This window comes from Bordetella genomosp. 11 (assembly GCF_002261215.1).
In the GTDB taxonomy this organism is placed as follows: domain Bacteria; phylum Pseudomonadota; class Gammaproteobacteria; order Burkholderiales; family Burkholderiaceae_B; genus Bordetella_C.
The window spans coordinates 1,848,557-1,873,190 of record NZ_NEVS01000004.1; the positions used below are offsets into that span (position 1 = coordinate 1,848,557).

Annotated in this window: 20 protein-coding genes; 15 read left to right on the forward strand and 5 right to left on the reverse strand. The window is 67.3% G+C overall.

Annotated features, from left to right (window positions below; translation table 11 throughout):
- Positions 1 to 24: 24 nt before the first annotated feature.
- Positions 25 to 672 carry an IclR family transcriptional regulator gene (locus CAL28_RS15995; protein ID WP_094842289.1) on the reverse strand — a complete coding sequence of 216 codons (648 nt, stop codon included), beginning with the start codon at positions 670 to 672 and terminating at the stop codon, positions 25 to 27.
- Between the two features lie 103 nt (positions 673 to 775).
- Here CAL28_RS15995 and CAL28_RS16000 point away from each other — a divergent pair, with 103 nt between their 5' ends.
- The 3 genes from CAL28_RS16000 (at position 776) to CAL28_RS16010 (ending at position 6,032) form a co-directional block, all read left to right on the forward strand.
- The gene (locus CAL28_RS16000) at positions 776 to 2,827 is read left to right on the forward strand and encodes a hydantoinase/oxoprolinase family protein (RefSeq protein WP_094842290.1); all 2,052 of its coding nucleotides are present in this window, start codon (positions 776 to 778) and stop codon (positions 2,825 to 2,827) included.
- The gene (locus tag CAL28_RS16005; protein WP_094842291.1) at positions 2,824 to 4,857 is read left to right on the forward strand and encodes a hydantoinase B/oxoprolinase family protein; all 2,034 of its coding nucleotides are present in this window, start codon (positions 2,824 to 2,826) and stop codon (positions 4,855 to 4,857) included. The genes CAL28_RS16000 and CAL28_RS16005 overlap by 4 nt, the downstream gene beginning before the upstream one ends.
- Before the next feature lie 179 nt (positions 4,858 to 5,036).
- Positions 5,037 to 6,032 carry a Bug family tripartite tricarboxylate transporter substrate binding protein gene (locus CAL28_RS16010; protein ID WP_094842292.1) on the forward strand — a complete coding sequence of 332 codons (996 nt, stop codon included), beginning with the start codon at positions 5,037 to 5,039 and terminating at the stop codon, positions 6,030 to 6,032.
- On the opposite strand, the gene CAL28_RS16015 is transcribed toward CAL28_RS16010, so the two are convergent.
- Positions 5,999 to 7,081, reverse strand: coding sequence for a GlxA family transcriptional regulator (locus CAL28_RS16015; protein WP_094842293.1), 1,083 nt, complete (start codon positions 7,079 to 7,081; stop codon positions 5,999 to 6,001). The two genes, CAL28_RS16010 and CAL28_RS16015, sit on opposite strands and share 34 nt — an antisense overlap.
- 117 nt (positions 7,082 to 7,198) lie before the next feature.
- Between CAL28_RS16015 and CAL28_RS16020 the strand changes: the two genes are divergently transcribed.
- The 9 genes from CAL28_RS16020 to pdxR all read left to right on the forward strand — a co-directional run bounded on the left by CAL28_RS16020 (position 7,199) and on the right by pdxR (position 16,641).
- Complete coding sequence (locus CAL28_RS16020) at positions 7,199 to 8,251, forward strand: ABC transporter substrate-binding protein (RefSeq protein ID WP_094842294.1); 1,053 nt, start codon at positions 7,199 to 7,201, stop codon at positions 8,249 to 8,251.
- A 37-nt stretch (positions 8,252 to 8,288) separates the two neighbouring features.
- The gene (locus CAL28_RS16025; RefSeq protein WP_094844665.1) at positions 8,289 to 9,359 is read left to right on the forward strand and encodes an ABC transporter ATP-binding protein; all 1,071 of its coding nucleotides are present in this window, start codon (positions 8,289 to 8,291) and stop codon (positions 9,357 to 9,359) included.
- Positions 9,356 to 10,198 (forward strand): ABC transporter permease, encoded by an 843-nt coding sequence (locus CAL28_RS16030; RefSeq protein WP_094842295.1) that lies wholly within the window; start codon positions 9,356 to 9,358, stop codon positions 10,196 to 10,198. The genes CAL28_RS16025 and CAL28_RS16030 overlap by 4 nt, the downstream gene beginning before the upstream one ends.
- Complete coding sequence (locus tag CAL28_RS16035) at positions 10,195 to 10,983, forward strand: ABC transporter permease (RefSeq protein ID WP_094842296.1); 789 nt, start codon at positions 10,195 to 10,197, stop codon at positions 10,981 to 10,983. Before CAL28_RS16030 ends, CAL28_RS16035 begins: the two co-directional genes overlap by 4 nt.
- 75 nt (positions 10,984 to 11,058) lie before the next feature.
- Entirely contained in the window at positions 11,059 to 12,072 is a 1,014-nt protein-coding gene (locus CAL28_RS16040; RefSeq protein ID WP_094842297.1) for a proline racemase family protein, read from the forward strand.
- Between the two features lie 193 nt (positions 12,073 to 12,265).
- Positions 12,266 to 13,297 carry a taurine ABC transporter substrate-binding protein gene (gene tauA, locus CAL28_RS16045; RefSeq protein ID WP_094842298.1) on the forward strand — a complete coding sequence of 344 codons (1,032 nt, stop codon included), beginning with the start codon at positions 12,266 to 12,268 and terminating at the stop codon, positions 13,295 to 13,297.
- Between the two features lie 17 nt (positions 13,298 to 13,314).
- Positions 13,315 to 14,136, forward strand: a complete 822-nt coding sequence (locus CAL28_RS16050; protein WP_094842299.1) for a taurine ABC transporter ATP-binding protein — start codon at positions 13,315 to 13,317, stop codon at positions 14,134 to 14,136.
- Positions 14,129 to 14,956 (forward strand): ABC transporter permease subunit, encoded by an 828-nt coding sequence (locus CAL28_RS16055; protein WP_094842300.1) that lies wholly within the window; start codon positions 14,129 to 14,131, stop codon positions 14,954 to 14,956. Before CAL28_RS16050 ends, CAL28_RS16055 begins: the two co-directional genes overlap by 8 nt.
- Positions 14,957 to 15,102: 146 nt before the next feature.
- Positions 15,103 to 16,641, forward strand: coding sequence for a MocR-like pyridoxine biosynthesis transcription factor PdxR (gene pdxR, locus CAL28_RS16060; protein WP_094842301.1), 1,539 nt, complete (start codon positions 15,103 to 15,105; stop codon positions 16,639 to 16,641).
- A 63-nt stretch (positions 16,642 to 16,704) separates the two neighbouring features.
- Here the strand turns inward: pdxR and CAL28_RS16065 are convergent, their stop codons facing one another.
- On the reverse strand, positions 16,705 to 18,030 hold the full coding sequence (locus tag CAL28_RS16065; RefSeq protein ID WP_094842302.1) for an MFS transporter: 1,326 nt from the start codon (positions 18,028 to 18,030) through the stop codon (positions 16,705 to 16,707).
- 106 nt (positions 18,031 to 18,136) lie between these two features.
- A complete protein-coding gene (locus tag CAL28_RS16070; RefSeq protein ID WP_094842303.1) occupies positions 18,137 to 19,753 on the reverse strand; it encodes a GMC family oxidoreductase in 1,617 nt (538 codons plus the stop codon).
- Positions 19,754 to 20,006: 253 nt separating this feature from the next.
- Here CAL28_RS16070 and CAL28_RS16075 point away from each other — a divergent pair, with 253 nt between their 5' ends.
- From CAL28_RS16075 to CAL28_RS16085, 3 genes are all read left to right on the forward strand, one after another.
- Complete coding sequence (locus tag CAL28_RS16075; protein ID WP_094842304.1) at positions 20,007 to 20,825, forward strand: IclR family transcriptional regulator; 819 nt, start codon at positions 20,007 to 20,009, stop codon at positions 20,823 to 20,825.
- Between the two features lie 124 nt (positions 20,826 to 20,949).
- The gene (locus CAL28_RS16080; protein WP_254926145.1) at positions 20,950 to 21,927 is read left to right on the forward strand and encodes an AAA family ATPase; all 978 of its coding nucleotides are present in this window, start codon (positions 20,950 to 20,952) and stop codon (positions 21,925 to 21,927) included.
- The gene (locus CAL28_RS16085; protein WP_094842306.1) at positions 21,924 to 23,666 is read left to right on the forward strand and encodes a cobaltochelatase CobT-related protein; all 1,743 of its coding nucleotides are present in this window, start codon (positions 21,924 to 21,926) and stop codon (positions 23,664 to 23,666) included. Before CAL28_RS16080 ends, CAL28_RS16085 begins: the two co-directional genes overlap by 4 nt.
- On the opposite strand, the gene pta is transcribed toward CAL28_RS16085, so the two are convergent.
- On the reverse strand, positions 23,552 to 24,619 hold the full coding sequence (gene pta, locus CAL28_RS16090; protein WP_094842307.1) for a phosphate acetyltransferase: 1,068 nt from the start codon (positions 24,617 to 24,619) through the stop codon (positions 23,552 to 23,554). The two genes, CAL28_RS16085 and pta, sit on opposite strands and share 115 nt — an antisense overlap.
- Between the last annotated feature and the right edge of the window lie 15 nt (positions 24,620 to 24,634).

Sequence of the window (24,634 nt, forward strand, 5' to 3'; positions counted from 1 at the left end):
AAGGTTTCGGTCACTGGCTGAGACTCACATCTCGCCCAAGCGCATCAGGCTCCGTATCCGCTCGCGCTCCGTGCGCAAGCCGGCGACCAGTTCGGTTTCTATCCGCGCCATCGGGTACTCATCGTCGTTCACCGACAAGCCGAGCGAAAGGCGGCGCGAGGGCCCGTTGAACAAGGGAATGCCCACCGTCGTGACCCTGCGATCGGGATAACGCGCGATCGCCCATTCATCCTCCGGCAGGTCCAGGGCCGAATACAAGGCGCTGTCGCGCGGCAGCGAACTGCCCACCCGCAGATTGACCACCACGATCTTGCGCCGCTCTCCATCGGAACTGGCGCGGGCGATGATGATGACCTCGTCCCGGCTCTTTTCCCCGATGTTCACCGTGCCATTGCAGCGGTTGGCCAACTCCTGCAGCGATGACTGGATGAACTCATTCACGCCCGTGTTGGCCAGCGCCGCGAAGCCGATCTCCAACAGTTGCGGCGTCAGCGACCACAGCGTGCCTTCCTTGCGCACATAGCCTTCCCCCTGCAGCGTGTTCAACAGCCGCAGCACGGTGGAATGGGGCAGATCCACCGCCTTGGACAAGGCGGTTAGGGATTGCCCGGGGCCGCCGCGAAAACCGCGCAGAACGGCTAGACACCTTTGTACCGACCTATTATCATTCATTTGACCACTGCATGAAATTATTGTTCATCTAGTGAACATTTTAGCCGGCTTGCCCGCGCACGGCAAGCCGCGACGATGTTCCGCAACGCGGATCGGGGGCAGCATGGGGTACAGGGTAGGCGTCGATATCGGCGGCTCTTTCACGGATTTCGCTGTCTTCGACGAAGACAGCGGCGAAATCAAAAGTCTCAAGGTCTTCTCCCGCCCCGACCAGCCGGGCGAGGAAGTCATCGCCGGGGTTCGCATGCTGGGCGAACGCTATGGCATCCAGCCGGAGCAGATCAGCTACTTCACGCACGGCACCACGGTCGGCATCAACACCGTCATCCAGCGCAAGGGCCTGAAGCTGGCGCTGTTCGCGACCGAGAACTTCTGCGACGTACTGGAACTGGCGCGCCTGAAGACGCCGGACATGTACCACCTGTTGTCGCGGCGGCCTGAACCGCTGGTCAAGCGCAGCATGGTGTTCGGCATCGCCGAACGCATGGCGCCGGACGGGTCGGTGCGCAAGCCCCTGGACGAGGAAAGCGTGCGGCGTGCCGTGCAGGCGGCACAGGACGCCGGTGCCGAAGGCATCGTGATATCGCTGCTGCATGCCTACCGCAATCCCGCGCATGAACTGCGCGTGAAGGAGATCGTCGCCTCCATCGCGCCGGACCTGCCGGTATCGTGCTCCAGCGAAACCTGGCCCATCATCCGCGAATACGAACGCACCATCACCGCGGTCATCGGCGGCTATGTGCAGCCGCGCGTCGCGCACTACCTCGGTTCGCTGCAAAGCGCATTGAAGAACGCCGGCGTACGGCCGGAACCGCGCCTGACCAAATCCAACGGCGGCGTCATGACCGCCGAACAAGGCAAGCGCGATTGCGTGCAGATGATCCTGTCCGGCACGGCGGCGGGCGTGATCGGCGCCAGCCATGTCGCGGCCACCGCCGGCATCCCGCGCTGCCTCAGCCTGGATATCGGCGGCACCAGCGCCGACATCGCCGTCATCATGGACGGACGGCCGCAATACGGCGTCGGCGAACTGATCGGCGATTTCCAGATCCATATTCCTTCCGTGTCCGTCTCTTCCGTCGGCGAAGGCGGCGGCTCCATTGCCTGGGTCGACCCGCTGAGTGTACTGAAGGTCGGTCCGGAAAGCGCCGGCTCGCGGCCCGGCCCGGCGTGCTATCGCCGCGGCGGCACGCGCGCCACCATCACCGACGCCTTCGTCTGTTGCGGGCTGGTGGGCCATTCGGACCTGGGCTATCAGGCCGTGGAAGTGGATGTCGAAGCGTCGCGCAAGGCCGTCGGCGAACTCGCCGCGCAGTTGGGACGCGGCATCGAGGAAACCGCGGAAGCCATTATCCAGATCGCGGTATCGGGCATGTACACGGAAGTCAGCGGGCTGGTGTCGCGCTACGGCATCGACCCGCGCGAGTACGCGGTGCTGGCCTTCGGCGGCGCCGGCCCCATGCTGGGCTGCTTCCTGGCGCGCGAAATCAGGGTCAAGGAGATCGTCGTGCCGCCCTCGCCCGGCACGCTCAGCGCGCTGGGCGGCCTGATTGCCGACCTGAAGAGCGACTTCCTGAAGACCGTCTACACCGACCTGACGCCCGCCAACCTGGACGCCGTGCGCGAGGAATTCACGGCGCTGCGCGAACGCGCGGACCAGTGGCTGCGGCAGGAACAAGGGCATATCGACGATGCCGAGTACGTGTATTCCGCGGAAATGCGCTATCGCGGGCAGTCCTATGAAATCGACACCGTGCTGGATCCCGCGCATGTGCAGCAGGGCAACGTCGAAGCGGTAGGCCAGGCCTTCCACGACATGCATCGCCGCCTGTACGGCCATGCCGACGAACGCGCGCCGGTACAGATCGTCAGCCTGCGCGTGGTGATTTCCGGCAACAACGACAAGCCCCGTTTCCCGCGCCACGAACCGCAGCCCGGCACGCCGGCGCGCGAGCGCGCCGTGCGCGTGTGGCTGGACGGCGGGTTCCGCGACGTGGATCTGTACAGCCGTGCCGCGCTGCGCGCCGGCCATCGGTTCAGCGGCCCCGCCATCGTCACGCAGGACGATTGCACCACCGTGATCCCCGGCGACCATGTCTGCCGGGTCGATGAATACGCCAATCTGCGCATCACTGCCGAAGGAGCCGCGTCGTGACCGTAGACAATTTCCGCCTGCAGGTGCTTGCCAATCATTGCACCGCCGCCGCCGAGGCCATGGGCTATACGCTGATGCGCACGGCCTACTCCACCTTCGTCAAGGAAACCGAGGACTTCTCCGCCCAGCTGATGACACCGGCGGGAAAGACCTTCGCCTCGCCCAAGACCTTCGGTGCGACCTGGTACACCGGCCTGGACTACGGCCGCGTCATCCAGATGTTCGACGACTACCGCGAAGGGGACATCTACCTGACGAACGATCCCTACAGCGGCTATGTCTCTACCCACACACCCGATATGCACGTATGGAAGCCGGTGTTCCGCGACGGCACGCTGGTGTGCTTCGTGGGCAGCCATATCCACAATACCGATATGGGCGGTGCGGTCCCGGCCTCGCTGTCGCGCACGCTGACCGAGGTGCACCAGGAAGGGCTGCGCATACCGCCCATGCTGCTGATGCGCGACGGCGTGATCGACGAAAAGCTGCTGCGCATCATGCAGGTGAATGTGCGCATGCCCGACCAGAACCACGGCGACCTGAACGCGCAGATCGCCGCGCTGAACGTCGGCGAACGCAAGGTGCACGAAATCATCGACCGCTTCGGCGTCGAGGAATTCATGCAGGGCGCCGAGGCCATCCTGGACTACGCGGAACAGCAGACGCGCGCGCTGATCCGCGACATCCCCGACGGCGACTACGAATTCTCGGAGTACGCCGACGAAGACACCGTGGGCGGTTATCCCTGCCGCATCCACATCACGCTGCGCGTGCGCGGCGATGAACTGGAAATGGACTTCACCGGCAGCGATCCGCAAGTGGCGTCGTCGCTGAACGTGCCCACCGGAGGCGACGGCCACCATTCCGTGATCACGGTCGGCCTGATCTACGTGATGCATACGCTGGCACCGCGCAATGTGCTGAACGCCGGCTCGGTGCGGCCCATGCGGGCCGTGCTGCCCGAAGGATCCATCGTCAATCCGCAGGCGCCCGCCGCGGTGGGGATGCGCAGCCTGACGGCGGCCGTGATCCAGGCCTGCACCTTCGGCGTGTTCAACCGCGCCCTGCCCGACCGCCTGCCGGCCTGCCCCGCCGGCGGATCGACGCTGCTGAACGTGAAAACCGCGACGCGCGGCGGCCGCCAGGTGCTGTCGTCCATCGGCCCCTGCGGCGGCGGTGGCGGCGGCGGCCCGGAATACGACGGCGTGGAAGGCTGCGGCGCGAACAACGCCTTCCTGAAGAACACCCCCGTGGAGATCAACGAGGCGGAAGTCCCCATCGAAATCATCCGCTACGGCCTGGTACCCGACACCGGCGGCGCGGGCCGGCTGCGCGGCGGCAATGCCGCCACGATGGAATTCAAGCTGCTGGCGCCCAACGGCGTCGTCACCGCGCGCAACCGCAACCGTTCGGAACTGGCGGCCTGGGGCGTGGTGGGCGGCAAGGCGGGCGCGAACTCGCGCTTTACCAAGAACCCGGACGGCGCCGCGCCGGAGGAATTGCGCAACAGCGATCTGGTGAATTGCGCGCCGGGCGACGTGATCCGCCTGCAGGGCCCGGCCGGCGGCGGCTACGGCGACCCCTACGAGCGCCCGGTCGAAAAAGTGCTGGACGATGTCCGGTGCGGCTTCGTCTCGCGGCAGCGCGCCCGCGACGCCTATGGCGTCGCGATAGGCGAGGACATGACGGTGGACGTGGCGGCGACGCGCGCGCTGCGCGGGGGCGACGGACGCGCGCCGGACGATGTGGCGGACCGGCATCGGCGCGCGCATTTCGACTACGGACCGGGGCGGTCCCGCTTCGAAAGCATCTGGACGAGCGCGCGCTACGACGCGATGACCCGCATCATGGCCGCGCTTCCCGTCAGCTGGCGTCACTTCGTCAAGCACCAGATGTTCGCCGCGCTGGCCGGCACGGAGCCTCCGCGCGACGGCGGCGCCGGGGATATCGAGCGGATCTACCGGCAGCTCAGCGAACGCTACACCGAGCTGCCCGCGCCGGACGCCATCGCCGGACATGCGGCGGACTAAGGTGAAGGCCCGCTGAACGGCGGGCGGCAGGCCGACTTTCCAAGCTATTGTTCTTTACAGGCCGTTCGCGCCAACGCGAACGGCCCACGCTTTTGCTTGCACCGTCCGATGCGGGACTGGGCATGGTGCCCGGCCCGTGAATAAGGGATCGGACGTGAACAAAACTATTGGAGCGATCCATGAACATCATGCAGCGACGCAATGCCTTGAAAGTCCTGGGCGGCCTGTGCGGGGCAGCCGCCCTGCCTCGCTTCGCGCTGGCGCAGCCCGGCGGCTACCCCGCCGGTCCGGTCACGGTCATCGTGCCCTACGGATCCGGCGGCAGTACCGACGTGATCGCCCGCCTGCTGGTCAACGACGTCAGCGAGCGCCTGGGCGGCAAGTTCATCGTCGAGGACAAGCCCGGCGCGGCCGGCAATATCGGCACGCGGCAGGTGGCGGTTTCGCGTCCGGACGGCAGCACCCTGCTGTACTCGACCGCGACGCCGTTCTGCATCAATCCCTACGTCTACCGGACCTTGCCCTTCGATCCCGATAACGACTTCTCCGCGGTCTCGCGCACCGCCAAGCTGCCGCTGGTCCTGGTGGCCAATGCCGGCCTGGGCATCAAGAATGCCCACGACTTCGTCGAATACCTGCGCACGCACCAGAAGGAAAGCAGCTTCAGTTCCTACGGCATCGGTACCTCCAGCCACATCGCCGGCACCATCTTCACCAAGAAGATCGGCGCGCCCGGCGTGCTGCACGTCCCCTACAAGGACATGACCGCCATGTCCGACCTGGCGGCCGGACGCAACACCTTCCACATCGACGCCTGGTCGGTGGTGGACCCGCTGGTCAAGGCCGGCAAGCTGGTGGCGCTGGCCGTTTCCAGTTCCGAACCCCTGCCCTGGGCGCCGCAATTGCCCACCATCGCGAGCGTGATCAAAAGCGACTACGAAGTCGTGACATGGCACGCCGTGTTCGCGCCGCGCAAAACGCCGACCGACGTCGTGGACCTGCTGAACCGGGAATTCCAGAAGACCATAGACAAGCCCGTCGTGCAGAAGACGTATCGCGAACAGGGCTTCCTGACCTACCCGCCGGCCACCCCCAAAGAGATCGACGCCTTCGTCAAGGCGGACAAGGCGCGCTGGAAAAGCTATGTCGAGATGGCGGGGATTACGCCGTCGTAGCCCGCATCCGGCAAGGCGCGGGCCGCTTCCGCCCGCGCCGCCTGCCGCTTGTACTCCCGGGGTGTCATCCCGAACCGGCCGCGAAATTCCCGCGAGAAATGCGCGCCGTCCGCGAAACCGCAATCCAGGGCGATCCGCGTCACGGGCAGGCGGCTCGACCGCAGCAGCCAGCAGCCGTACTGCAGCCGCAGATTGCGCTGAAACACCATGGGGCTGACCCCCAGCGCCACCTGGAAAGCCCGCTCCAGCTGGCGGCGTCCCACCCCCACATAGCGCGCGATCGCGTCCAGCGACGGCGGGGCGTCGATGCGCTGCTCGATGAAATGGGCCGCCTGGCGTACGCGCAAATCGCCGATTTCCGACACGTCGGAATAGAAGTGCGCTTGCGGGACACGCGCCGGCCGCATGCCCTGCAGCATCATATGGCGGATCGCCTGCTGGGCCTTGTCACGGCCGCAGTGGCGTTCGACCAGATACAAGGCCAGATCGATGGCCGCGGTGGACCCCGCGCAGGTGATCAGATCGCCTTCGTCGATGAACAGCCTGTCGACCGCGGCCCGCACCTCGGGAAAACGCGCCCGGAATGCGTCCAGCACGTTCCAGTGCACGCAGACCGTCCGGGCGCCCAACACACCGGCCTGCGCCAGCGCGAACGTGCCCGTGCAGATGCCCAGCATGCGCACGCCACTGCCCGCCGCGCGCTGTATCCATTGCAGCAAGGCCGGTGGCAGGTTGGCGTTGGGATAGTCGTTGCCGCCGCACAAAGCGACATAGTCGAAAACCGCGGGATCCTCCGCCAGGCCGCCATCCACCGCCAACGACAGGCCCGCGCTTGACGAGCGAGGCAGACCGTCGCAGCTCATGACACGCCAGGTCGTATGGATGCGGCGGCTTTTGCCGCCATGGTCGCCGGCCAGCCGCAGCGCATCGACGAAGCCAGAGAACGCGGCCAGCGTGAACTGGTCGAGCAGGACCAGCCCCACGGACAGCTCGGGTTTACCCGAGGCCGGCGAGACCTCCACTGCGGGATCGGAAACGGGTGTGCCCATGATGACGCAATTATTCAAGTTTCTGACCAGACATTTCAATCCCGGTTTGCCCCCACACGGGCACTATTCCGACAACGGCACACACAGCGGCCACGACACATTCAAGGGGAAATCGCCATGGCACGACTTATCCATAACGCCTTGCTGGCAGGCACCGTCGGCGCCGCCTGCGCCTGCGCGGCCTGGCCCGCCAATGCCGCCGAACGCATCACGGTGGCCTGGTATGGCGGCAACTGGGGCGAGGCCTTCAAGGCCTGCGTCGCGGACCCCTACACCAAGGCGACCGGCGTGACGGTGACGCCGGAGATCGGCACATCCACGACCACGCTGGCAAAGCTCCAGCAGCAGAAGAACGCGCCGACGATAGACGTGGCATGGATGGATGGCGGCATCAGCGAACTGGCCCAGGCCGCCGGGGTGCTGGACCGCCTGGATTCCGCGGCCATCCCGAACATGGCCCATCTGCTGCCGCAGGCAATCTATGCGCGCGACGGTTCCACCTATGCCGTCGGTACCGGGTATTACTCGCTGGGCCTGACCTACAGCACCAAGGAAATCGCCACCCCGCCCCAGACCTGGAAAGACCTGTGGAAACCGGAATATGCCGGCGCGGTGGCAATACCGTCGCCATCCAACTCGGCCGGCGTGCCTTTCGTCCTGTTCATGGCCAAGGTATGGGGCGTCGATCCGTCCAATCTCGATCCCGTCTACAAGCGCCTGGCGGCGCTCGATACCGCGCTGCTGTTCGACAGCTCCGGCGCCGCGACCAATGCCTTCCAGTCCGGCGAGGCGGTGATCGGGGCGCACTTCAACGTCGGCGCCTGGGACCTGATCGACAAGAAACTGCCGATCGGATTCGCGGTGCCGCGGGAAGGCGTATGGGCCACCGACGCCCGGCTGCACCTGGTCAAGGGCGCGCCGAACAAGGCCGCGGCACAGAAGTTCATCGATACCGCGCTGACGGCGCAGGCATCGTCATGCCTGGCGACCCGTCTTTACCTTGGCCCTTCCGTGCAAGGCGTGCAGGTATCGCCGGAGACCGCCCGCAAGCTTCCCTGGGGTGAAAAGGGATCGGTGAAAGACCTGAGCCTGCTGGACTGGAACGAGGTCAACGCGCGGCGCGCGGAGATCACCGATGCCTGGAACCGGCAGGTGGCGCGCAAGCGCTGACGACATGGCCGTGCCGATCAAGAACGGGGAACACACAATGCCTGTCCTGCTGGACATCCGTGGCCTGCGCAAGCAGTTCGGCGGCCATACCGCGCTGGAAGCGATCGATCTGCAGGTACGGCAAGGCGAGTTCGTCGCCCTGCTCGGGCCGAGCGGCTGCGGCAAGACGACGCTGCTGCGCACCGTCGCCGGATTCCTATCGCCGGATGCGGGAAGTATCGCGATCGAGGGCCAGGACGTCAGCCGCCTGCCCGCCCATCGCCGCCCGCTGAATACGGTATTCCAGAACTACGCGCTGTTTCCGCACATGACCGTACTGGAGAACGTGGCCTACGGTCCCCGGCGCCGCGGCGTGCGGGGCGCGCAGGCAGTTCGCCAGGCCCGCGAAGCCCTGGAAATGGTAGGCCTGGCCAGCCTGGATGCGCGCTATCCGCGTGAGATGTCGGGGGGACAGCAGCAGCGGGTGGCGCTGGCCCGCGCGATCGTGAACGCGCCCAAGCTTCTGCTGCTCGACGAGCCGCTGTCCGCGCTGGATCTGAAGTTGCGCAGGCGCATGCAGCTGGAGCTTAAGCACCTGCAGGAACAATTGGGCATTTCCTTCGTGTTCGTCACGCATGACCAGGAGGAAGCCATGACCATGGCGGACCGGATCGTGGTCATGAACGCGGGCCGCATCGAACAGATCGGAACCGGTCCCGACATCTATCGCGCGCCGGTAACGCGTTTCGTCGCCGAATTCATCGGCGAGGCCAACCTGCTGCCGTTTACCCGCGATGCCGGCGGCGCGGCCATCGCCCTGGACTCGCTGGCAACGCGCATCGCGTCCATCGAGCCCGCGCGCGGCATTCCGCAACGCGGCACGGCTGTCCTGCGTCCGGAGGATCTGGCGATACTGGAAAGCGGCGCGATGGCCAATGGGCACGTCGTGTTCCAGGCACGCATCACGGACGTCATCCGCGCCGGCAGCCACACCGTCGTCCTGGGCGATGCCGGCGGCCAGCCGCTGCAAGCCCGGCTGGCCGGCGATCGCCCGGGATTGCAGGCAGGCGCGACCAACGCCTGGGCGTTCGACCCTTCCCGCGTCCACCTGATCGCGGAGCCGTCATGAGCCGGTCCCTGCGCGTACCCGCCGCCCTGCTGGGCTTGCCGCTGCTGCTGTTCGCGGCCTTCTTCGTCGCCCCGCTGTGCGTCGTGGCCCTGGCCAGCGTGTTCGATCCGGCGCAGGGCGGATTCACGCCGGCCTACTACATCAATGTGCTGGCCGACGGCTATCACTGGGACGTCATCGCCACCACGTTTCGCATCGGCGCGGGCAGTACGCTGGCCTGCCTGCTGCTCGGCTATCCCCTGGCCTGGTACCTGGTGCGGCTGGTGCGCTGGAGGCATTGGCGCCGGGTCTGCGTCATCATCCTGGTGCTGCCCCTGTTCACCAGCAATATCGTGCGTTCCTTCGGCTGGATGGTGATGCTGGGCAGGAACGGTATCGTCAACGAATCCCTGCAGGGCCTGGGCCTGATCGAACGTCCGGTACGGTTCCTGGGCACGGAGCTGGGCATCCTGGTCGGGATGGTCTACATCCTGATGCCCTTCGTGGTGCTGGCCGTGGGCAATACGCTGGCCAGGATCGATCCCGCGCTGGAACAGGCATCTTCCGACCTGGGGGCCTCGCCCTGGCAGACGTTTCTCCATGTCACCCTGCCGCTGACACTGCCCGGGGTGGCCGCGGGCGCCGTCATGGCATTCACGCTGGCCGTCAGCGCATACGTCACGCCGGCCCTGCTGTCGGGCGGACGCGTCACGGTGCTGTCGGTATTGATCTTCCAGCAATACAGCTCGGTATTCAACGTACACCAGGGCGGCGCGCTGAGCATCGTCCTGCTGGTCTTCACCCTCGTGCTAATCGGGCTGGCGAGCCGCCTGGGCCAGCCCGCAAGGAGCTCGCCATGATCGCCCGAATCGGAATACGCCTGCTGTCGTGGGTCCTGCTCGCCTACCTGGTATTGCCGCTGCTGGTCATCCTGGGCGCGTCCTTGACCACCACGTCCTATCTCGCGTTTCCGCCGCAGGGAATGACGCTGCAGTGGTACCGGCAACTGATGGGCGATCCCAGCTATTTATCGGCGTTCGCCACCAGCGGCATGCTTGCCTGCGCCGCGACGGCCGTTGCCGTGGTGCTTGCGCTGCCGTGCTCGCTGGCGCTGGCCCGCTACCGGTTTCCCGGCAGGGCGGCGATCTCGGCGCTGCTGATGTCGCCGCTGGTCCTGCCGCATGTCGTGCTGGGCGCCGCCCTGCTTCAGTTCGGCTCGTATTTCGGGCTGACGCGCAGCTTTACCGCGCTGCTGGTCGGGCATACCGTGATCGTGCTGCCGTTCGTGCTGCGCAGCGTCCTGGCCATGATGACACCGGAACAGCGCGCGCTGGAGGAGGCGTCCGCCGACCTGGGCGCCGGCCCCCTGCAGACCTTCTTTCTGGTATTGCTGCCGCAGATTCGACCCGGACTGGTGACGGGCGCGCTGTTCGCCTTCATCTCGTCGTTCATCAACGTCGAGCTGTCGATCTTCAATACCACGGCGGACCTGAACACCATCCCCGTCAAGCTCTTCAATTACGTGCAATACACCATCGATCCGACCATCGCCGCCCTATCGGGCGCCACGATCGTCGCGGCCTTCCTGGCCATCGTGATCCTGGACCTGACCGTGGGGTTGGACATGCTGTCCGAACCTCGCTGAACCCGGCGGGCCGATGGCCCGCGCCCCCAATCTTCCTGCCGACCCATCCCTTACCTGAATCCGGGAGTATCAGTCATGCGCAAGCAAGACGTGTTCGATGTCATCTATACCCATACCGAAGGCGAGCCGCTTTGCATCATCCACAGCGGCATTCCCTATCCCGCCGGTACCAACATCCTGGAAAAGCGCGCCTTCCTGGAAGCCAATTACGATTGGCTGCGCAAGGCGCTCATGCGGGAGCCGCGCGGACACCGCGATATGTTCGGGGTCTTCCTGACGCCGCCGTCCACACCGGAATACGACGCGGGACTGATCTATATCGATGGCAGCGAATACTCGCATATGTGCGGCCACGGCACGATCGCGGTCAGCATGGCGATGGTGGCGCTTGGCCTGGTGCCCCGCGGGGCGGACGGGCTGACGCGCATCCGCTTCGAAACCACGGCGGGACTGGTCGTGTCCGAAGTGAAATCGGAAGGCGACGAGGTCCTGTGGACCCGATTCGAAAACGTGCCCGCCTACGTCGCGGCCCAGGACCTGCCCGTCACCGTGCCCGGCTACGGCGAGCTGAAGGCCGACATCGTCTGGGGCGGCAACTATTTCGGGATCGTGGACCTTACCCAAAGCAAGCTGCGCATCTCCCCGGAAAACGGCAGCGAACTATCCCGGCTGGGGCTTGCCGTACGCGATCAGCTCAACGCCCGCCACCCCATCCAGCACCCGACCCAGCCGCATATCAACAACCTGAACTACATCACCTTCTGGCATCCGGCCACGATCGAAGGCGCCTTCTACAAGAACGTCCACGTCTTCAGCCACGGCCAGCTCGACCGTTCGCCCGGCGGCACGGGAACCAGCGCAATGATGGCGATGTTCGAGGCGCGCGGCAAAATGGGCTTGAACCAGCCCATACTGTCGGAAGGGCTGCTGGGCAGCGGTACCTTCGAGGGCTGCCTGCTCGGTACGGTCGACCTCAATGGCACCCGTGCCGTGCGGCCCACGGTGAAGGGGACGGCCAGCATCCTGGGCACCGCGCGCTGGACGCTCGATCGCAACGATCCCGTCGGCGCCGGCTTCCTCGTCAGATAGGATAGGCGGGCACGCCTCCTCCCTAAGTGGTAATACCTAGACGCGGTGCCTCCCACAGGGAAGGCGCCCGCTCTGGCTCCTACTAATGCGGGCATCTGGACCTAGTGCCGTGGTGTGCCTCTGGGCACACTGGCCCGGCAACCCCCCGTCCCGAGCGGCGCCCGTGCGCGCCGACGCCCGCAAGGAGAAATCCATGAGATTGTTTCCACGTATTGCGTGCCGCGCCCTGCTGCTCGCGCTGGCCACCCTGCTGACCGGCGGCACCGCCCTGGCGCAGACCAAGGTGGTCGTCGGCTACCAGCTTATCGTCGGCCCCTTCCTGACGGCCATCGCCGACGGCAGCTTCGACGCCGCGGCCAAGCGGGCCGGCTATACGATCGATTGGCGGCAGTTCAAGTCCGGCGGCGATATTTCCACCGCGCTGGCTTCCGGCAACGTCCCCGTCGGCGTGCTCGGATCCACTGGCATCACCGCCGCGGCCACCCGCGGCGTCGGGCTGGAGCTGTTCTGGATTCTGGACAACATCGGCAAATCCGAAGCCCTGGTGGCGCGCGACGGCAGCGGCATCAATAGCACCGCGGATCTCAAGGGCAAGCGCATCGCGGTCCCGTTCGTCTCCACCTCGCACTTCCACCTGCTGGTCGGGCTGGAGAACGTGTGGAAGATACCGCCGCGCGACGTGCGCATCCTGAACATGACGCCGCCGCAGATCGTGGCGGCCTGGCAGCGCGGCGACATCGACGCCGCCTACGTCTGGCCGCCGGCGCTGACCGAGATCCAGAAGTCGGGCAAGACGATCGCGGACTCCGACGAGATCGGCAAGGCCAGCGTGCCGACTTTCGACGGCATCGTCGCGGACAAGGCATGGGCGCAGAAAAACCCGGCCTTCATGGCCGCCTTCACCGGGGTATTGGCCAAGGCGTACGCCGACTACCGCGCCAATGGCAAGACCTGGACGGTCGACTCGCCGCAGATCAAGGGCATGGTCCGCCTGATCGGCGGCAAGCCGCAGGACATGATCGACGCATTGAAACTGCTGGACTACCCCGTGGCGGACGCACAGGCGTCGGCCACCTGGCTGGGCGGCGGCAAGCAAGGCGGCGCGGTGCGCGCCCTGCAGGCCAGCGCGACCTTCCTGCAATCGCAGAAGCAGATCGACAAGGCCCTGGGCGACTACAGCGAGTTCGTCACCGATCGCTACGCCAAAGCGGCCGCGGCGCAGTAGAGGCGGAGCGGCGGACGATGGAACAGACCGATTGCCTGCGGCTGCGCGATGTCAGCGTGACCTATCCGGGGATGCGCGACAGCGGACCGGTCACGGCGCTGCAGGGCGTGAACCTGACCATGGAGCAAGGCGATTTCGTGGTCGCCCTGGGTGCCTCCGGGTGCGGCAAGACCACCCTGCTGAGCCTGCTGGCCGGCTTCCTGTCGCCCAGCACCGGCGAGATCACCCTGGGCGGACGGCACATCAACGGCCCGGGCGCGGATCGCGGCGTGGTGTTCCAGAAGCACGCCCTGCTGCCCTGGCTGAATGTCGTGCAGAACGTCGAGTTCGGGCTGCGCCTGCAAGGCGTGCCGCGCCAGACGCGCCGCGAACGCGCCACGCGCAACCTGGCGCTGGTCGGCCTGCAGGATTTCCACCAGCACATGATCTACCAGCTGTCCGGCGGCATGCAGCAGCGCGTGGGCATCGCGCGCGCGCTGACCTGCGACCCCGCCATGCTGCTGATGGACGAGCCGATGGCCGCCCTGGATGCCCTGACCCGCGAAACCATCCAGGAATTGCTGCTGGACGTCTGGAAGCACACCGGCAAGATGTTCTTCTTCATCACGCACAGCGTCGAGGAAGCCTTGTTCCTGGGGTCGCGGCTGATCGTCATGTCGCCGCGGCCGGGGCGCATCACCCATACGTACGCCCTGGATTTCAACCGCCGGTTCCTGGAGTCGCGCGATGCACGTGCCATCAAGTCAAGTCAGGATTTCATCGAAATGCGCGAGCGCATCCTCGGCATCATCTATGGCGACGAGCGCGCCGCCGGCGAGACGGCCATCCTCCATGCCTGACCGCAGCCGCGGCAGCCGCCCAGCCCCGCCCGGCAAGGTCTACGGCGCCCCGGGCGCCGGCTACAGCGGCCATATCAGCCTGCTGACCGCCATCGCCCTGCTGGGCCTGTGGTTCCTGGTCACCAACACCGGCATGGTCAAGCCGCTGTTCCTTCCCTCTCCCCAGGCCGTCTACCAGAAGTTCATCCAGGCCTCGGTGGACGGCGTGGCCAATTCCACGCTGTGGGAACATACGCAGGCCAGCCTTTCGCGGGTCTTCGGGGCGTTCGCGCTGGCCTGCCTGACCGCCATTCCGGCGGGCATTTTGATGGGGGTCAGCCGCGTGGCGCGCGGTGTCCTGGATCCGCCCATCGAGTTCTACCGCCCCTTGCCGCCGCTGGCCTATCTGCCGCTGGTCATCATCTGGTTCGGCATCGGCGAGTTCCCCAAGATTTTCCTGATCTACCTGGCGATATTCGCGCCCATGGCGATCGCCGCCCGCGCCGGGGTGCGGTCGGTATCCATCGAACAGATCCATGCGGCCTACGCCATGGGCGGGAGCCGGCTGCAGATCATCGTCCACGTCATCCTGAAGGCGGCCATGCCCGAAATCTTCACCGGCATGCGGATCGGTATCGGCGTGGGCTGGACCACGCTGGTGGCCGCCGAGATGGTGGCGGCGGACCGCGGACTGGGCTTCATGGTGCTGAACGCCGCGCAATTCCTCGCCAGCGATACGGTGATCATGGGCATCATCGTGATCGGCGCCTTCGCCTTCGGCTTCGACCTGCTGGTGCGCCAGTTGGAGAAAATCCTCGTCCCCTGGAAAGGCCGCATCTGAGCCGCATGCCGAGGTGCCTGCCGGCCCGTGCGCGGCCACGGTAAGGGTAGGCACCGGTTTTACCGCCGTGCCCCGCGGTGTATCTTGCGCAAGGGGACGACTCATGACAGCGGCGGCATGCCGCGCGACGCGCAACGGGGAACACCATGTCCTGCCAGGCCGCCCGGGCCCACACCGTCATGTGGGGCCAGTTGTTCGAACGTGAAATCGGCAGCGCGCTGAGCCTGCAGGAGCGGGTGCGGCAAATGCTGGTGTCGGCGATTCTGTCCGGCCATCTGCCGCCCGGCGCCCCCGTGCCATCCAGCCGGCACCTGGCCGACCAGCTGGCCATTGCCCGCAACACCGTCGTATTCGCCTACCAGCAGCTGGTCTGCGAAGGCTATCTGGTCTCGCGCGAGCGCAGCGGCCATTTCGTCAGCGACGATGTGCTGGACGGCAGGCTGGCGCTGCCCTCGGCGCCGCCGCCCGCGCTGGCGGCCATGCCCGACGCCGGGAACCGCTGGCAGCGGCGCCTGCGCTTCCGCCCCTCGGCGCAGCGCAACATCGTCAAGCCCGCGCACTGGCAGAAGATGCCCTATCCCTTCGTCTACGGACAGTTCGACGCCGGCCTGTTTCCCACGGCCGAATGGCGCGAATGCTGCACCCGCGCGCTCTCCGTCCTGGATATCCGCAGCTGGGCGCCGGACCTGATCACGCATGACGACCCGGCGCTGGTCGAGCAGATCCGTACCCAGGTATTGCCGCGGCGCGGCGTCTGGGCCGGCGCGGACGAGATCGTCATTACCGTGGGCGCGCAGCACGCGCTTTATCTGATCGCGGACCTGCTGGTCAATTGCGACACCGCGGTGGGGATCGAAGACCCCGGCTATCCCGACGCGCGCAATATCTTCGCCAGCCGCACGGCCTGCCTGTCCGGCCTGCCCGTGGACGAGCACGGCCTGCGCGTCACGCCCCAGTTGGCGGCGTGCGACTACATCTTCGTGACGCCCAGCCATCAATGCCCGACCACCGTCACCATGCCCATGGACCGCCGCCAGGCCCTGCTGGACCTGGCCCGCGACGCCGATTGCATGATCATCGAGGACGACTTCGAAAGCGAGAACCGCCATGGCGACGCGCCCATTCCCGCGCTCAAGAGCCTGGACCGCGGCGGCAATGTCATCTACGTCGGCAGCCTGTCCAAGGCATTCGCGCCCGGCTTGCGCATCGGCTATATCGTCGCCCCGCGCGAGCTGATCGTCGAACTGCGCGCGCTGCGCCGGCTGATGCTGCGGCACCCCTCGGCCTATATCCAGCGCGCCTTCTCGCTGTTCATCGCCCTGGGTCACCACCATGCCCTGCTGCGGCGCCAGTCCCAGGCCTACCAGGAACGCGCCGAGGCGTTAAGTCACGCGCTGCGGCGGCACCTGCCGGACTTCGAGGCGGTGCCCATGACGGGCGGTTCCTCGTGCTGGGTGCGCGGCCCGGCGTGGCTGGATACCAACCGCCTTGCCGAGGCGGCGCTGGCGCGGGGCGTCGTCATCGAGCCCGGCGACGTGTTCTTCAAGGACGCGGCGCGGATACCGCTGAACACCATGCGCCTGGGATACAACTCCATCGCTCCGGAGCGCATCGACGCGGGCATCGACGTGCTTGCCCGGGTCGTGCGCGAACTGGAGCGCCAGGCCGTGGCCGTCCCGGCCTAAAGGCCGTCGACGCTCCCGCGGCGCGGCACCCGGCCCAGGCCCGGCCTTGTGCCGCGCATGCCATCAGGCCGGCGGCGCGGCCGTGTAGGCGGCGGGCTGCTGGTTGCGCACGATCTGGCTCTGGATCGCCTTGGCGCACCACGCCGACACCAGTCCGGAAAACAGCACGTAGCCGCAGACATACCAGGGCGAGCCGTTGCCCGCGCGCACCAGGACCGTGGCGATCATGGGCGTGATGCCGGAGGCGAAGATGCCGGAGAACTGGTAGACGAAGGAAATCCCGGTATAGCGCACGCGGGTATCGAACAGCTCGCAGAACAGCGCGGCCTCGGGCCCGTAGACGGCGGCGTAGAAGATCCCGAAGGGGATGATGATGGACAGCCACAGCACCAGCGGATTGCCGCCGCTGGTCATCATCAGCCAGAACGCCGGAAAGGCGGATACCCCGCTGACGATGGCGCCCCAGAAGTACACCCGGGTGCGTCCCACCCGGTCGGACATGCGTCCGAAATAGGGAATGAAAAAGCACATGATGATGGCCGTGGCCATCACGCCGCCCAGCGCCTGTCCACGGCTGACATTGACGTTCTGCGTCAGCCACGAGATCACGAATACGCCGAAGACATTGAAGAACACGCCGTCGACGTAGCGGGCGCCCATGCCCTTCAGGATGTTGCCCGGATAGCGCCGCATCATATCGGCGAACGGCAGCTCGGTCTGCCGGTTGCGGCGCTTCACTTCGGCGAACTCCGGGCTTTCCTGCACGTTCAGGCGGATGTACAGGCCGACGAACACCATCAGGCCGGACAGCAGGAAGCCGACGCGCCAGCCCCATGCCATGAACTGCGCATCCGTCAGCAAGGCCGACAGCAAGGCGACCACGCCGGAGGCCAGGCACAGGCCGATGGAAAGACCCATCTGCGGGATGGAGGCATAGAAGCCGCGGTCCTTTTGCGGCGCGAATTCGTAGGCCATGAGCACCGCCCCGCCCCACTCGCCGCCCAGCCCGATACCCTGCGCCACCCGCAGCAACAGCAGCGCGACAGGCGCCCACAGGCCGATGCTGTCATAGGTCGGCACCAGCCCGATCAGCACCGTCGATATGCCCATGATCATCAGCGTGAGGATAAGCATGCTCTTGCGGCCGATGCGGTCGCCGAAGTGCCCGAAGATCACGCCGCCCAGCGGCCGTGCGATGAATCCCACCGCGAAGGTGGCGTACGCGAGCAAGGTGGATACCAAAGGATCCCCGGCGGGGAAATACAGCTTGTTGAATACGATGCCCGCGACGACCCCATACAGGAAGAAGTCATACCATTCGATGGTCGCGCCGATCACCGAAGCGGTGACGACACGGCGGACCTGCGAACGTTCTGCGTGATATTCCATGGTTGTCTCCTCTCGTTCTTACGGCACCCACCTCGCGGGACACCGATCCTAGGTGTATTCCGGGTACGCCCGGCCGGGCGCCCCATGCGCTCTATCGGCGCGTTTGCTACGCATTGGCGCGGGCATCCTCCAGGATCATGTCCGACGCCCGCTCCGCGATCATGACCACCGGCACGTTGGTATTGCCCGACACCAGCGTGGGCATCACGGAACAATCCACCACCCGCAATCGATCGACGCCGCGCACGCGCAAGCGGCTGTCGACCACGGCCATGGGATCGCTGTCCGGTCCCATCTTCGCGGTACCGGACGGATGGAAAATAGTGGCGCCCTGGGCACGGCAGAAATCCAGGACGTCGTCGTCGCTGCGCACGTCCCGCCCGGGACGGAACTCGGCCGCCATCAGCCGGCGCATCGGGTCCGTGTCGGCGATGCGGCGGGCATAGCGCACGCCGGCGATGGCGGTGCGCCGGTCCAGCTCGGTCGACAGATAGCGCGGCTGGATGGATGGCGCCTGCAGCGGATCGGGACTGCGCAGCCGCACATAGCCGCGCGATTGCGGCCGCAGCTGGCAGACCGAATACGTGCATCCCGAGAACGGATGCACGTCGCCGCCGGCCATGTCGGCCGACAGCGTACCGAAATGGAATTGGATGTCCGGACGATCCGACTCGTCCAGCGCGCGCGCGAACAAGGCGCCCTGGTTGATGCCCACGGCCAGCGCGCCGCCGCGGTACAGCAGCCATTGCAGCGCGAGGCGCGTCTTGCCGTGCAAGGTACGCAGATCGTCGTTGGTGGTGATGGGCTGGCTGACCTGGTAGATCAACCGGACCTGCAGATGATCCTGCAGGTTTTCGCCCACGCCCGGCACATCGGCACGCACCGGGATGCCCAGTTCGCCCAGCAGCGCGGCCGGGCCGATGCCGGACAGCTGCAATAGCTGCGGGGAGTTCAAGGCGCCGGCCGCCAGCAGCACCTCGCGGCGCGCGCCCAGTTCCTGCACCGTCCCGTCGGACGTGCGCATCCGGATGCCGGCGGCACGGCGTCCGCGCAGCACGATCGCGGTAACGTGCCGCTGCGTCAGCACGGTCAGGTTGGGCCGCCGGCGCGCCGGCCGCAGATAGGCCACGGCGGTGGAGCGGCGCAGGCCGCGATGCGTCGTCAGCTGGTAATAGCCGACGCCCTCCTGCTCGCCGGAATTGAAATCCTGTCGCGGCGGCAGGCCATGGGCGCGCCCGGCTTCGATAAATGCATCGACCAGCGGATGGCGGGTCTTGATCGACGTGGCATGCAGCGGGCCGTCCGTGCCGCGCGTGGGCGCGGGACCCAGGTCGTTGGATTCCAGCTTGCGAAAATACGGCAGGCAATCGTCCCAGCCCCATCCGGCATTGCCCTGCCGTGCCCAATCGTCGTAGTCGGCCTGCTGGCCGCGTATGTAGATCAGCCCGTTGATGGAGCTGCAGCCGCCCAGTGTGCGGCCGCGCGGCCAGTAAATGCGCCGTCCGTTCATGCCCGGGTCGGGGTCGGTATAAAAGCCCCAGTTCAAGGTCTTGTGGAACATGGTCTTGCCGTAGCCGATCGGCAGATGAATCCACGGATTGCGATCCGGCGGCCCCGCCTCGACCAGGCAAACGGTGTAGCGGCCGCACGCCGACAAGCGGTTGGCCAGCACGCAGCCCGCCGAACCGCCGCCCACGACGATGTAGTCGAACTCCTGCTTCATGCTTTTGTCTCCGTCGCGCGCGGGTGGCCGTGCGGGGATGGCCTGCCTGCATGCAGGCCATACCGCACTGGAGCTTGTTTTTGCACGGCCCCTACGCTACGTTGTGGCCTATTCTGTCGCCGCGCCACACGAGGCGCAGACTGACGCGGCGCAACAAACGCGAAACTGAAACGGAAACCGCGCATATCGCGTCACTACCGGCACGCCCGGATCGCGCCACCACGATTACACCGTCGCAAGAAGACCCGTCAACATGACCGACACTGCCGATGCCGCGCGCGCCTTGCGCGTCCTGCGAGTGATGGAAACCGTGGCGCGCTCGACCGCCCCGCCGACGCTCGCGCAATTGGCCGCGCGCATGCATGTGCCGAAGAGCACCATGATGCGGCTGGTGCGCGACATGCAGCAGGACGGCTGGCTGGTGCGCGTGCCGCACTCCGGCGGCATCCTGCCCGGGCCGCGCGCGCGCACCCTGGGACTGGATATGGTGAAAGGCGGGCCCGTGCCGCGCGAATGCGTGGCGGTGCTGCGCCAGCTGGTGCACGACATCGGCGAGACCTGCAACCTGACCGCGCTGGACGGCGACCAGGTGCTGTACATCGCGCGGGTCGAGGCGCCCCATCCGCTGGGCCTGCACTTCGGCGACGGCGTGCGCGTTCCCATGCACTGCACCGCCAGCGGCAAACTGTTCCTCGCGCACATGCCCGGGCCCGCGCGCCGCCGCATGCTGGAGCTGTTGCGGCTGGACGCGCACACCCCCAACACCACCACGCGCGCGGACGTGCTGGAACGCGAATTGTCCGAACCGCGCGCGCGGCGTTTCGGCGTGGACGACGAGGAATTCATTCTGGGTATGGTGGCCGTGGCCGTGCCCATACTGGACGCACAGGACCAGATGATCGCCGCCGTCGCCTGCCACGGCCCGACGGCGCGCAAGACCGTCGATGAACTGCTGGCCAGCCTGCCGCTGCTGCAGCAGGCCGGCGCGCGCCTGCGCGCCATCCTGCTGGGCGCCGGGCCGGAGGAAACGCTGGCCGGCACGGCCGCGCCGTTGCGCCACCACGTCGGCTAGGGCCCGCCGGCGCGGTCCCGAAATCCGCCCATTCCGATCCGCCACCTGGCTCGGACGGCCTTGCCCGGATAATTCCGGTATGATTTGTTCCGGAAATCGATATAGAACTCCGGAGCCGGCTGCCGTGACGCCCACCGATCATCCCCACCGATTTGTCTCCGCGCGCGGCCTTTTCGGCATCGACACCCCGTTGATGGTGCCGGTATTCGACGAGCGCGACGAGCACGTGCCGGAGATCGATACCGCCTATCGCTTCAACCGCGACGTCACGCTGGCCATCCTTGCCGGCTTCATGCACAACCGGCGCGTCCTGGTGCACGGCCTGCACGGCACCGGCAAATCCACCCACATCGAACAGGTCGCCGCCCGGCTGAACTGGCCCTGCGTGCGCGTCAACCTGGACGGCCATATCGGCCGCCTGGATCTCATCGGCAAGGATGTGATCAAGGTGCGCGAAGGCCACAACGTCACGGAATTCGAGGAAGGCATCCTGCCCTGGGCGCTGCGGCGCCCCATGGCGCTGATCTTCGACGAATACGACGCGGGCCGCCCCGACGTGATGTTCGTCATCCAGCGCGTCCTCGAAAAGGACGGCAGGCTGACATTGCTGGAGCGCAACCTGGTGATGACGCCCCACCCCGGCTTCCGCCTGTTCGCCACGGCCAACACCGTGGGCCTGGGCAATCTGAACGGCATGTACCACGGCACGCACGCGCTGAACCACGGCCAGATAGACCGCTGGAACATCGTCGCCACCCTGGACTACCTGCCGCACGAGGAAGAAGCGGCCATCGTACTGGCGCGCGTTCCCGACATGGACACCGGACAGGACCGCGCGCGGCTGGACGCCATGCTGCGCCTGGCGGCGCTGACCCGCCGCGGCTACGCGGCTGGCGACGTCTCTACCCTGATGTCCCCGCGCACCGTCATCGCATGGGCCGAGAACACGCGGATCTTCGGCGATATGGCCCTGGCCTTCCGCCTGAGCTTCCTGAACAAGTGCGACGAAGCCGAGCGGCCCATCGTGGGCGAATACTTCCAGCGCTGCTTCGACGTCGAGCTGGACGGCGGGCCGGCGGCGCCGGCATCGGGCCGCGGATGACGGCCGATGCCGCCCGCCTGACGCGTCAGCGTCGGTTGCTGGCGCTGTGCTCGGCCACCTTGCGCGCCCTGACGGGCGACGGCACGCTGCATTACCGCGACGGCATGCTGTGGCGCGGCGACGCCGCCATGCCCTTCGCCGCGCCGCACCTGCGCCGCGATTCCGGGCAGGACGATATCGAAGCCCTGCGCGGCGTGGCCGATGCCGCCGCCATGCGCCTGATGCATTCGGACGCGCGGTTGCACCGGCGCATATTGCCGCCCGACGGCGCGCAGGCATTGGTCGTCGAGCTGCTGGAACAGCTGCGGGCGGAAAGCCTGGCGCCGGCGCATATGCCGGGGCTGCGCCGCAACCTGCGCCAGCTGTTCCAGGGCTGGTCGCTGGACTTCGCGCAGGCGCGGCTGGCCGATAGCGAAAGCGGCCTGCTGCTGTTCGCCGTCACGCAGCTGGCCTGGATGCGGCTGACGGGATGGCCGCTGCCAGAGCCGCTGGAAGGCCTTATGGAAATGCCGCGCGCCGTGCTCTCGCCCATTCTGGGCAAGGCCATGGCCGAACTGCCCGCGCGGCGCCATGACCAGGCGGCCTACGGCGAGACCGCGCGCGATATTGCCCGCCGGGTGGCGCACCTGCTGGCGTCGCAGCCGGCCGCGCCGGCGCGGGCGGTATCGCAGCCCCGCGATGCCCGCGCCGCGCGGCTGGACTTCGCGCCGCTACCGGCGCCGCCGGATGCGGATGGCGACCGCGCCGCCACGGCGGGGGATGGCGGCGACGTCCCCCCGGCCACGCCTTATCGGGACTATCGCGTCTACACGCGGCGGTACGACGCCGAAGCGGACGCCGGCCGCCTGGTCCGCCCGGCACAGCTGCGCGCGCTGCGCGAGACGCTGGACCGGCGCATCGCCACCGAAAGCCTGAACCGGACGCGCCTGGCGCATCGCCTGGCCGCCGCGATGTGCGCGCCCACCGAGGACGGCTGGTCCTTCGGCCAGGAAACCGGCCGCCTGGACGGCCGGCGCCTGGCGCGGCTGGTCAGCTCGCCGGCGCAGCGCGATGTATTCCGGCAACCGCAATTGCGGCGCCGCGCCAATGCCGCCGTGAACTTCCTGATCGATTGCTCGGGCTCGATGAAGAATCGTATCGAAGCCGTGGCGGCCATTGTGGATACGCTGGCGCGGGTGCTGGACGAACTGGCGGTGCCGACCGAGGTGCTGGGCTTCACGACGGGCGGCTGGCATGGCGGCCGGGCGCGCCTGGACTGGATGGCGCGGGGCCGTCCGCCGCATCCCGGCCGGCTGAACGAAGTCTGCCATCTGGTCTTCAAGCCCGCCGGCCGCTCCTGGCGCCGCGCCCGGGCCGATATCGCGGCCCTGCTCAAGCCCGATCTGTTTCGCGAAGGGGTCGACGGCGAAGCCGTGCAGTGGGCGGCCGCGCGCCTGGCGAAGCAGGGCGCGCCGCGCAGGCTGCTGGTGGTGTTCTCCGACGGCGGCCCCATGGATGCCGCGACGGTGCAGGCCAACGGGGCCGATTACCTCGATAGCCACTTGCGGCACGTGGTCGCGCGCCTGCAGGCCGCGCGGCAGACCGCCGTGCTGGCGGTCGGCGTGGGCCAGGACCTGTCGCCCTACTACACCCGCGGCATCGCGCTGGACCTGTCGCGCCCGGTCGATACGCGGCTGATCATGGAAGTCGCCGACGCCATGGCCTGCGCCTGCGCCACGGTAACGGCGATGACGCGGTAGATATCGTCCGCCTCGCAGCCGCGCGACAGATCGTTGGCCGGCTTGCGCAGGCCTTGCAGCAAAGGCCCGATGGCCTTCGCGCCCGCCAGCCGTTCGGCCAGCTTGTAGCCGATATTGCCGGCTTCCAGGCTGGGAAACACCAGCACGTTGGCGTGCCCATGCACACGCGAATCGGGGATCTTGCGATGGGCGATTTCCTCCACCAGCGCGGCATCCAGCTGCACGTCGCCGTCGACCGCCAGCTCCGGGCGCCGCGCGCGCACCTGCCGCACGGCCTCGGCCACCTTGTCGACGGCCGGATGCCTGGCACTGCCGTTGGTCGAAAAGGACAACATCGCCACGCGCGGCTCTTCGTGCAGCAGCGTGCGCGCGCTGTCGGCCGCCGCCACGGCGATATCGGCGAGCTGGGCGGCATCCGGATCGACGACCAGGCCGCAATCGGAAAAGATCATTCCACCCTGGCAGCGATGATAGGGTTCGCAGAACATCATCATGAAAAAGCTGGAGACCAGCCGGAAGGCCGGGTCCACGCCGACGATCTGGATGGCGCTGCGCACGACGTCGGCGGTGGTATGCACCGCGCCGGACACCGCGCCGTCCGCCTGGCCTTCCCGCACCATCAGGTTGGCGAAGCACAAGGGATCGCGCACGGCCAGCCGGGCGGCCTCGCGGCTCATCCCCTTGGCCTCGCGCAAGCGGAACAACGCGTCCTCGTAGGCCTCGCGCAAGGGGGACGCCGCGGGGTCGTGCACTTCGATGCCGTCGAGCACGACGTCCGCCCCGCGGGCGGCCCCGGCGATGCGAGCGGTGTCGCCTACCAGCGCGACGCGGGCAATGCCCTCGCGCTGGGCGCGCGACGCCGCGCGCAGCACGCGGGCGTCCTCGGCCTCGCACAGGACGATGCGGCGCGGATCGTCGCGCGCCGCTTCCAGGATGTGATCGAAGGCAAGCATGGCGTACCTCGCGGG